This is a genomic window from Micromonospora deserti, assembly GCF_003236335.1.
In the GTDB taxonomy this organism is placed as follows: Bacteria; Actinomycetota; Actinomycetes; order Mycobacteriales; family Micromonosporaceae; genus Micromonospora; species Micromonospora deserti.
This window is the reverse complement of sequence record NZ_POUB01000233.1, coordinates 1-9,372: the sequence shown is the minus strand read 5'-3', so window position 1 is coordinate 9,372 and position 9,372 is coordinate 1. Positions and strand designations below refer to the sequence as shown.

At 74.4% G+C, this 9,372-nt stretch carries 11 protein-coding genes; 4 read left to right on the top strand and 7 right to left on the bottom strand.

Annotated elements, in window-relative coordinates; genetic code table 11:
* Positions 1–55 precede the first annotated feature (55 nt).
* The gene (locus C1I99_RS24780) at positions 56–850 is read left to right on the top strand and encodes an Rv1486c family protein (RefSeq protein ID WP_111136603.1); all 795 of its coding nucleotides are present in this window, start codon (positions 56–58) and stop codon (positions 848–850) included.
* 58 nt (positions 851–908) lie between these two features.
* On the opposite strand, the gene C1I99_RS24775 is transcribed toward C1I99_RS24780, so the two are convergent.
* From C1I99_RS24775 to fabG, 4 genes are all read right to left on the bottom strand, one after another.
* Positions 909–1,772: an HAD-IIA family hydrolase gene (locus tag C1I99_RS24775; protein WP_199562378.1), complete on the bottom strand. Its 864-nt coding sequence runs from the start codon at positions 1,770–1,772 to the stop codon at positions 909–911.
* Positions 1,721–2,752: a ferrochelatase gene (locus C1I99_RS24770; RefSeq protein ID WP_111136600.1), complete on the bottom strand. Its 1,032-nt coding sequence runs from the start codon at positions 2,750–2,752 to the stop codon at positions 1,721–1,723. Before C1I99_RS24770 ends, C1I99_RS24775 begins: the two co-directional genes overlap by 52 nt.
* A gap of 72 nt (positions 2,753–2,824) precedes the next feature.
* Complete coding sequence (gene fabI, locus C1I99_RS24765) at positions 2,825–3,592, bottom strand: enoyl-ACP reductase FabI (RefSeq protein ID WP_111136599.1); 768 nt, start codon at positions 3,590–3,592, stop codon at positions 2,825–2,827.
* A gap of 38 nt (positions 3,593–3,630) precedes the next feature.
* A complete protein-coding gene (gene fabG / locus C1I99_RS24760; protein ID WP_111136598.1) occupies positions 3,631–4,335 on the bottom strand; it encodes a beta-ketoacyl-ACP reductase in 705 nt (234 codons plus the stop codon).
* A gap of 639 nt (positions 4,336–4,974) precedes the next feature.
* Here fabG and C1I99_RS34640 point away from each other — a divergent pair.
* Entirely contained in the window at positions 4,975–5,097 is a 123-nt protein-coding gene (locus tag C1I99_RS34640) for a hypothetical protein (protein ID WP_267897515.1), read from the top strand.
* 111 nt (positions 5,098–5,208) lie between these two features.
* Here C1I99_RS34640 and C1I99_RS24755 read toward each other — a convergent pair whose 3' ends face one another.
* Genes C1I99_RS24755 through C1I99_RS24745 form a run of 3 tightly spaced genes read right to left on the bottom strand, consistent with a single transcriptional unit; the run spans position 5,209 to position 8,239 of the window.
* Positions 5,209–6,159 (bottom strand): VWA domain-containing protein, encoded by a 951-nt coding sequence (locus C1I99_RS24755; protein ID WP_111136597.1) that lies wholly within the window; start codon positions 6,157–6,159, stop codon positions 5,209–5,211.
* A complete protein-coding gene (locus tag C1I99_RS24750) occupies positions 6,156–7,154 on the bottom strand; it encodes a DUF58 domain-containing protein (RefSeq protein WP_111136596.1) in 999 nt (332 codons plus the stop codon). The genes C1I99_RS24755 and C1I99_RS24750 overlap by 4 nt, the downstream gene beginning before the upstream one ends.
* Positions 7,133–8,239 (bottom strand): AAA family ATPase, encoded by a 1,107-nt coding sequence (locus C1I99_RS24745; RefSeq protein WP_111136595.1) that lies wholly within the window; start codon positions 8,237–8,239, stop codon positions 7,133–7,135. The genes C1I99_RS24750 and C1I99_RS24745 overlap by 22 nt, the downstream gene beginning before the upstream one ends.
* 237 nt (positions 8,240–8,476) lie before the next feature.
* Here C1I99_RS24745 and C1I99_RS24735 point away from each other — a divergent pair, with 237 nt between their 5' ends.
* Both C1I99_RS24735 and C1I99_RS24730 read left to right on the top strand, forming a co-directional pair.
* On the top strand, positions 8,477–8,707 hold the full coding sequence (locus tag C1I99_RS24735) for a hypothetical protein (RefSeq protein ID WP_111136601.1): 231 nt from the start codon (positions 8,477–8,479) through the stop codon (positions 8,705–8,707).
* A 22-nt stretch (positions 8,708–8,729) separates the two neighbouring features.
* Entirely contained in the window at positions 8,730–9,269 is a 540-nt protein-coding gene (locus tag C1I99_RS24730; RefSeq protein WP_111136594.1) for a PH domain-containing protein, read from the top strand.
* Positions 9,270–9,372 lie beyond the last annotated feature (103 nt).

Sequence of the window (9,372 nt, the reverse complement as noted above, 5' to 3'; positions counted from 1 at the left end):
GGTGGGCGAGGCGGCAGTCGAGACAGGGGAGGCGCTGACCACGTACCCTTTCGGCATGTCCACCCCCGCAGCGGGCGCGGCCACACTCGCGCCGCGCCGGTCGAGCCGGTTCGTTGCCTGGGTGCGCGCGTGGCGCGCCGGGCTGGTGCCCTTCGACGAGGTCGCCGACGCCATCGCCGGTGCCGAGGAGCACCTGGTCGCCGACGCGCCCGGCACCTGGACCGACGTCCCGCTGCCCGAGGCGCTGCCGGTGCTGGCCAAGCTCTCGCCGGACGAGATCCGGCTGGTGCTGCCCGCGCCCGGCGACCCGCGCGGGCTGCCCGGGCCTGGCGACTTCGCGGGTGCGGCGCTGCTCGCCGGCGAGGCGGTGATCGCCGGCGGCCTGGGCGTGATCCCGCAGGTGCGTACGCACACCTCCGGCTCCGGGGACACCTTCGAGACGGTGCTCTGGCGGGTCTACCCGCTGCCCGACAACGCGCCCGCGGCCTCCCTCGCGCTGCCCGGCGCCGCCGAGGCGGAGGCCGAGCTGGCCGCCGCGCTCGCCGAGACCACCGCCGCGCTGACCCGTCTCGACGTCGCCCAGTGGCGGCCGGAGCTGGCCGGGGCGCTGGCCGCGCTGCGCCGCCCGGACGGCGCCACCGACCTGCCGCCCGGGTTCGACCCGCGCGCCCGCCGGCTCTTCGCCCGGGCCGCCGTGCTGGACCGGGTCCTCGCCCTGGCCGGGCACGCCGCACCCGGCGGCGCGATCAACAACTACGAGGCACAGCAGCGCGACGCCGCGCTGCGCCCGTTGACCGCCGCCTGCCGGCAGGCCCTGGTCGCCGCCTGCAACGCCCCGCTGCGCCCCTGAGCCACGACCCCGTGCCGGGGTGCGTGGTGTCGGCGTGGCACGCAGCCCCGGCGGCGGGTCAGACCTCGTCGATCAGGTCGGCGATGGAGTTGACGATCCGGGACGGCCGGTACGGGTAGCGCTCCGCCTCCGCGCGGCTGCTGATCCCGGTCAGCACCAGGATCGTCTCCAGCCCGGCCTCCAGGCCGCAGAGGACGTCGGTGTCCATCCGGTCACCGATCATCGCGGTGGTCTCCGAGTGGGCGTTGATCGTGTTCAGCGCCGAGCGCATCATCATCGGGTTGGGCTTGCCGACGAAGTACGGCTCCACCCCGGTCGCCTTGGAAATCATCGCGGCGACCGAGCCGGCGGCCGGCAGCGCGCCCTCCACAGAGGGGCCGGTCACGTCCGGGTTGGTGCAGATGAACCGGGCACCGTCGTTGATCAGCCGGACCGCCTTGGTGATCGCCTCGAAGCTGTAGGTGCGGGTCTCGCCGAGCACCACGTAGTCCGGGGCGAAGTCGGTGAGCACGTAGCCCACGGCGTGCAGCGCCGTGGTCAGCCCGGCCTCCCCGATCACGTACGCCGTGCCGCCCGGCCGCTGGTCGGCCAGGAATTGGGCGGTGGCCAGCGCGGACGACCAGATGGCCTCCTCCGGCACGTCCAGGCCCATCCGGGCGAGCCGGGCCTGCAGGTCCCGGGGGGTGTAGATGGAGTTGTTGGTGAGCACCAGGAACGGCTTGCCGGAGGCGCGCAGCCGCTTGACGAACTCCGGTGCGCCGGGGACGGGCTGCCCTTCGTGCACCAGTACGCCGTCCATGTCGGTCAGCCAGCTCTGCACGGGCTTGCGGTCATGCATCTGGATCCTCAGGGTCGGCGGTCGGATCGTGGTCAGGCGGGGCGGCGCGCCGGGACGCAGCACACCGTCGGGCAGGTGTCCCAGAATGGCAGCTCGCCGAGGCGGCGGCGCAGCCGCACCCCGTCCGGCTCGGTCCGTTCCCGCACCAGCTCGCGGACCATCGCCACGAAGCGCGGGTCGGTGCCGGGGGTGCCGGCACGGACGAAGTCCAGGCCGTACTGCTTGGCTGTCTGGCGCGCCTCGGTGTCCAGGTCCCAGATCACCTCCAGGTGGTCGGAGACGAACCCGATCGGGCTGACCACGACACCGGTGACCCCCTGCCCGGCGAGCGTGCCGAGGTGGTCGTTGACGTCCGGCTCCAGCCACGGCACCTGCGGCGGGCCCGAACGGCTCTGCCACACCAGGTCGTACGGCAGGTCGGGGGCCGCCGCGGCGGCCACCAGCCGGGCGGTCTCGCGCAGCTGCGCCTCGTACCGCCCGCCGTGCGGGCCGGCGTTGGCGGCCATCGAGGTGGGCACCGAGTGGGCGGTGAAGACCAGCCGGGTGGTGTCCCGCCTGGCCGGGTCGAGCTGGCCCAACGCGGCCTGCACCGCGTCGACGTGCGGCTCGACGAAGCCGGGATGATCCCAGAACTGGCGCAGCTTCTCGATCACCGGGGCGTCCGGCCCGACCGCGGCCCGGGCGGCGGCGATGTCCTCCTGGTACTGCCGGCAGGAGGAGTAGCCGCCGTACGCGCTGGTCACGAACGCCAGCGCGTGCGTCACCCCGTCGTCGCGCAGCTGCGCCACGGTGTCGGCCAGCATCGGGTCCCAGTTCCGGTTGCCCCAGTAGACCGGCAGGTCGACGCCGTTGGCGGCGAAGTCCTCCCGGATCGCGGCGAGCAGCTCGCGGCACTGCTGGTTGATCGGGGAGACCCCGCCGAAGTGCAGGTAGTGCTCGGCGACCTCGGCCAGCCGCTCCGGCGGGACGCCCCGCCCACGGGTCACGTTCTGCAGGAACGGCATCACGTCCTCGGGCCGCTCCGGGCCGCCGAAGGAGACCAGCACCACCGCGTCGTACGCCATGGTCCCATTCTCCCCCGACGCCCGGCACGGCCCGGCGACCACCCCGCAGCGGCCTGGTGCCGCCCCGGCCAGTCAGGCGCCGATCGCGTGGTACCCGCCGTCGACGTGCACGATCTCCCCGGTGGTGGCCGGGAACCAGTCCGACAGCAACGCCAGGCAGGCCCGGGCCGCCGGCTCCTGGTCGGTCAGGCTCCAGCCCAGCGGGGCACGCTCGGTCCAGGCGTCCTCGAACTGCTCGAAGCCGGGGATCGACTTCGCCGCGATGGTGCGCAGCGGGCCGGCGGCCACCAGGTTGCTGCGGATGCCCTGCTTGCCCAGGTGCAGCGCGAGGTAGCGGGACGCCGACTCCAGCCCGGCCTTGGCCACGCCCATCCAGTCGTAGACCGGCCACGCCTTGGTGGCGTCGAAGGTGAGCCCGACCACCGCGCTGCCCGGGCCCATCAGCGGCAGCGCGGCCATCGCCAGGGCCTTGTAGGAGTACGTCGAGACCTGTAGCGCGGTCGCCACGTCCTCCCAGGGGGCGTCGAGGAAGCCGCCGCCGAGGCAGCTCTGCGGGGCGAAGCCGATCGAGTGCACCACGCCGTCGAGGCCGTCGACGTGCTCGCGCACCTTGTCGGCGAGCCCGGCGAGGTGCCCGGCGTCGGTCACGTCGAGCTCGATCACCGGGGCGGGCTCGGGCAGCCGCTTGGCGATCCGCTCGACCAGCGAGAGCCGGCCGTAGCCGGTGAGCACGACCTGTGCGCCGTTCTCCTGGGCGAGCTTCGCCACGGAGAACGCGATCGACGCGTCGGTGATGACGCCGGTGACCAGCAGCCGCTTACCAGCCAGCAGTCCGGACATACAGGGGTTCCTCCGTACCTTCTTCGAGTGGCCGGTGCTCAGTGACCCATGCCGAGGCCGCCGTCGACGGGGATCACCGCGCCGGAGACGTAGCCGGCACCGTCCCCGGCCAGCCAGGTGACCACCGCGGCGACCTCGTCCGGGCTGGCCATCCGGCCCGCCGGGATCGACTTGCGGATCTCCGCCTTGCGCTCCTCGGGCAGTACCGCGGTCATGTCCGTGTCGATGAAGCCGGGCGCCACCACGTTCGCGGTGATGTTTCGGCTGCCCAGCTCGCGGGTGATCGAGCGGGCCACGCCGACCAGGCCGGCCTTGCTCGCGGCGTAGTTGACCTGGCCGGCGCCGCCGGAGAGGCCGACCACCGAGGAGATGAAGATCAGCCGGCCCCACCTCGCCCGGAGCATCTTCGTCGAGGCCCGCTTGGCGCACCGGAACGCGCCGGTCAGGTTGGTGTCCAGCACCGCGGTGAACTGCTCCTCCGACATCCGCAGCAGCAGCGTGTCGTCGGTGATCCCGGCGTTGGCGACCAGCACCTCGACGGGGCCCAGCTCGGCCTCCACGGCGGTGAAGGCCGCGTCGATCGAGGCGGAGTCGGTCACGTCACACCGGACGCCGAACAGCCCTTCCGGGGCGTCGCCCGAGCGGTGCGTCACCGCCACCCGGTCGCCCTGCTTGGCGAAGGCCTGCGCGATGGCCAGGCCGATTCCCCGGTTGCCCCCGGTAACCAGCACGGTACGGGCCACGGGTCCCCCTCTGCTCAGCTGATCTCACGGACGGGTCGGAGCCTAGGCGCTACCGGCAGGTAAGCGCTAACCGTGACCGGTTCATACGGGGTACGACGTACGGGTCATTCCGTAGCGGCACGACCGGGCGCCCGCCCTCGTAGCCTGCGGGGATGGCCACGCCCGCCGTACCGGCCCGCCGCGCCCTGCGCCGGCTGCTCGCCGGGGCGGACCCGACCGCCGTCGCCGGCCGCCGGGCCCGGTCCGGCGGGTGGCCCGCCCGACCGGACGGCGGACGACCACGCCGGTCGGAGCGGCTGACCGGCCGGTCGGTCGAGTGCGTACGGGCGCGGGGGCGGGTGTACGATGATCGGCGTTTGCGGGCCGCCTGTGCCCGCGTTCCGGGCCCCGCCGACCGCAGGAGGTGATCGCTGTGCGAGATAGCGATCCTCCCAGTCGTGGCCGGGCCCGCCGTCAGCCCCGCTGAGCCACGACTCAGCAGGTGAGCTGACCCCGCTCCCGCTCCCCCGCACCGCCAGCCGTCTCCCGTCCGAGCCGGCCGGGACCGTGCAGCGCCGCCCGGACCCGGGTGGTCGCGGGTGAGTGCCCGGCCACGACCTCGTGTGCGCGTCCTGATCCACTCCTCCGGTCCGCCCCCCGGTGCGCGGACCGTCCAGTCGCCACCCGGAGCCGTCCATGAGCCGCTACCTCGCCCCGCTGGGCTTCACCCTCGCCGCCGTCTGGGTGGCCGTCGTCTTCGTCCTGGCCGGCGCCGGCCACTGACCGCCGCCAGTTCCGGCACGCGCCCCACCCGCCCCGGTCGGGGCGCCGTGCCGCCCGCGACACGACCCACGGCCCGACCGCGGGCGGCAGGACCGGCCACCGCGCGGGCGGTCACAGCATCCGGGAGGACCAGAGCAGGCTCAGCGCACCGGCGCAGAGCGCGAGCAGCAGGGCCACCCCGGCGTACCACTGGGTGACCTCGCGGGGCTGCGTCCGGAACCCGATCGAGCTGCCCATGTCCTGGTAGACCTGCTTCAGCTCGGACACCGACGCCGCCTCGTAGAAGTAGCCCTCGGTCGTCTCGGCCAGCTCGGCCAGGGCCAGCCGGTCCACCGGCACCCGCTGCACCTGGCCGCCGATGTCGACCTGGCCGGAGTCGGTGCCGAAGGCGATGGTGGAGACGGGCACGTTGGCCGCCTGCGCGGCCGCCGCCGCCTCCTCCACCGACCGGCCGGAGGTGCGGTAGCCGTCGGAGAGCAGCACGATCCGGGCCGGCGGAATCCCCGCCGCACCGTCGGCGGGCACCGAGCGGATCGCCTCCAGGCAGGTGAAGACCGCCTCCCCGGTCGCCGTCGACTCGGCCAGCACCAGCCCGTCGATGGCGCTGGTCACCGCCGCCCGGTCCTTGCCCGGCGGCACCAGCACGTTCGCCGACTTGGCGAAGGAGACCAACCCCAGGTTGTAGCTCTCCGGCAGCTCACCGACGAACTGCTTGGCCGCCTCCTGGGCGGCCTGCAGCCGGCTCGGGGCGACGTCGTCGGCCTGCATCGACAGCGACACGTCGATGGCGAGCATCACGGTGGCCCGCTCCAGCGGCTCCTTGGTGTCGACCGCGGGCCGGGCCAGCGCGGTGGCCAGCACCAGCAGGCAGAGCAGGAACGCGGTGGCCGACACGTGCCGGCGCCAGCCCAGCCCCTTCGGCGCCAGCGTGCGTAGCAGGTCCACGTTGGTGAACCGCATCGCGTACGCCCGCCGGTGCAGCTGCCGCCACACGTAGAGGGCGGCGAGGGCGAGCACCGGCAGCACGCCCAGCAGCCACCACGGTTGCAGAAAACGGATCATCGTGTCGTCCCCCGGGTGCGGGCGTGCCGCTGCGCGGCCACGAAGCGCACCATGTCCAGCAGCCAGTCTCGGTCCGTACGCAGACGCAGGTGGGCGGCGCCGGCACCGCGCAGCGCGGCGGAGATCTCCGCACGCTGGGCCGCGGCCGCCGCGGCGTAGCGGTGGCGCAGCGCCGGGTCGGCGGTCTGCACCTCGTGCAGTTCGCCGGTCTCCGGGTCGACCACCGGGAGCACCCCGACGTCGGGCAGTTCCAGCTCCCGCGGGTCGACCACCTCGACGGCCAGCACGTCGTGCCGGACCCGGAGCTTGCGCAGCGGCCGGACCCACTGCTGCGGCGGGGCGAGGAAGTCGGAGATGACCACCGCCACGCCACGCCGCCGCGGCGGCCGGTTCAGCATGTCGACCAGCGCGCCCAGGTCGCTGCGCCCGGGGCGGATCTCGGTGGCGGCGATCGCCCGCAGCAGCCCCTGGGCCTCCTTGCGACCGGACCTGGCGGGCAGCCGGGTGAACACTCCCGGCCCGGCCGCCGGTGGCCTGCCGCGCCCGGCCGGCGGGCCCGCCGCGCCACCGCTGCCGACCACCGCGCCGATCCGGTTTCCGCCGCGCACCGTCAGGTGGGTCAGCGCCGCGGCGGCAGCCACCACCACGTCCCGCTTCAGCCACCGCCCGGTGCCGAAGTCCAGGCTCGCCGAGAGGTCCACGGCGAGCCACGTCTCCAGCTCCCGGTCGGCCACCGTACGCCGGACGTGCGGCATCGTCGTACGCGCGGTGACCGGCCAGTCCATCCGGCGTACATCGTCGCCGGGGCGGTACTCCCGCGACTCGCCCGCCTCACTGCCGGGGCCGGGCAGCAGGCCGGCGTAGTCGCCCTGGAGCAGGCCGTCGAGTTTGCGGGTGACCAGCAGCTGGAGCCGGGCCAGGACGACCTCGCTGCGGGCCGGGGTGGCGTCGGCGGGCCGACGGGTGGGTGAGGTCACGGGCGCTGCCCGGGCCAACCGGCGCCCGGCGGCGTGGCGGCCGGCGTCGGTGTGGCCTGCTGCCGGGGCGCGACCGACGGCAGCGGGATGGTCGACATCACCCGGTGCACCACGTGGTCGGCGGGCACGTCGTCGGCGAGGGCGTCGTAGCTGAGCACCAGCCGGTGCCGCAGGATGTCCGGCGCGATGTCCTGCACGTCCTGGGGCAGCGCGTAGTCGCGGCCGCGCAGCAGCGCCAGCGCGCGGGTGGCCCGGACCAGGCCGAGCGAGGCGCGCGGGCTGGCGCCGTACTGGATCAGCTGGGCGACGTCCGGCATGCCGTGCTCGGCCGGGGTACGGGTGGCCAGCACCAGCCGGACCGCGTAGTCGACCAGGGCGTTGTGCACGAAGACCTGGTCGGCCTTGTGTTGCAGGGCGACCAGGTCGGGGGTGTCGAACACCCGGGCCGGCTCGGGCGGGGCGACGCCCATCCGGTAGACGATCTCGCGTTCCTCGGCGTCGGTGGGGTAGCCGACCACGATCTTCATCAGGAAACGGTCCCGCTGCGCCTCCGGCAGCGGGTAGACGCCCTCCTGCTCGATCGGGTTCTGCGTCGCCATCACCAGGAACGGGTCGGGTACCCGGTGGGTCTCCCCGCCGATGGACACCTGGCGTTCGCTCATCACCTCCAGCAGCGCCGACTGCACCTTGGCCGGCGCCCGGTTGATCTCGTCGGCAAGCAGGAAGTTGACGAACACCGGGCCCAGTTCGACGTCGAACTTCTCACTGGACTGGCGGTAGATGCGGGTGCCCATGATGTCGGCCGGCACCAGGTCCGGGGTGAACTGCACCCGGGCGAACGAGCCGCCGACCACCTTGGCGAGGGTCTCCACGGCAAGCGTCTTGGCCACCCCCGGCACCCCCTCAAGCAGGCAGTGGCCGCGGGCGAGCAGCGCGACGAACATCCGCTCCACCATCCGGTCCTGTCCGACGATCACCCGCTTGATCTCGAACAGCGCCCGCTCCAGCAGGGTCGCGTCCTCGGCCGGCGTGCTCGCCGGGCGGGGCGTGTCCGGGTCCGCCCCGTTCGGCGTCGGGGCGTCGGGCGTGGTCGGCTGGGCCACCGGTCCTCCACAGCATGATCGGATGTCGCGACGTCGTGCGTACCAAGACTCGCATGCCCGGCTGAGAGCCGAGGTGGGGAGACGCCTATTTTCGCCACGCCGTCCGGTTCCCGGAATCGCCGCCGCGGGTGGACACGGACCGGTCAGGCGCGTGTACCATTCACCCCGTCGCCGGGCGGCTCCCCCCGTGGCCGCCCGGCGCTCACTCTTCCGTCCCGCCGCCCTAGACTGGCCGGGATGAGCAGCCCTCTCCCCGCCGACGAGCCGCTGATCTGTTCGGCCCGCGGGTGTCACGCTCCGGCCGGGTGGGCGCTGCGGTGGAACAATCCCCGGCTGCACCCCCCCGAGCGCCGCAAGACCTGGCTCGCCTGTGTTGACCACCGCGGCTCGCTCGGCGACTTTCTCGACGCCCGCGGGTTCCTGCGGGAGGTCGTACCGGTCGCCGGATCGCCTACGCTCGACACGTGAGCGCGCGCAACGGATCCCCGCGGTGAGTGGTGACGAGTCGGCCGGCCCGGCGCCGGCGCCGACCGGGCCGCCAGCCGGCCCCCTCGAACCGTGGCCGGAGACGGTGCGGTGGCAGTCCATCTCGTCCGACCTGATCTGGGTCGAGCTGCTGCGGTTGGCGGCGGCGCTGGTCGTCGTCGCGCTCGGGCTGGGCGTCGGCTGGGGGTTCAGCGGGCACTGGATGTTCGGCGCCGCGCTGGCCGTCGTGCTGCTGCTCGGCGCCCTGCGGGTGGTGGCCATCGTCCGGGCGGTGCGCGCCTGGGGGTACGCCGAACGCGAGGACGACCTGCTGGTCCGGCACGGGCTGCTGGTCCGCCGGCTCTCCATCGTGCCGTACTCGCGCATGCAGTTCGTCGACGTCAGCGCCGGCCCGCTGGAGCGGGCGTTCGACCTGGCCACCGTGCAGCTGCACACCGCCGCCGCGGCGAGCGACGCGCGGGTGCCCGGGCTGCGCCCGACCGAGGCGTCCAGGCTGCGCGACCGGCTCACCGCGCTCGGCGAGGACCGGGCGGAGGGCCTGTGAGCGACCCGGCCGCGCGGGGTCCGGAGCGGCCGGGCCCACCCGCCGCGGAGCCCGGCGGGCCACCTCCGCCGGGCGGGGGTCCGCCCGCCCCCGACGCCGGAGC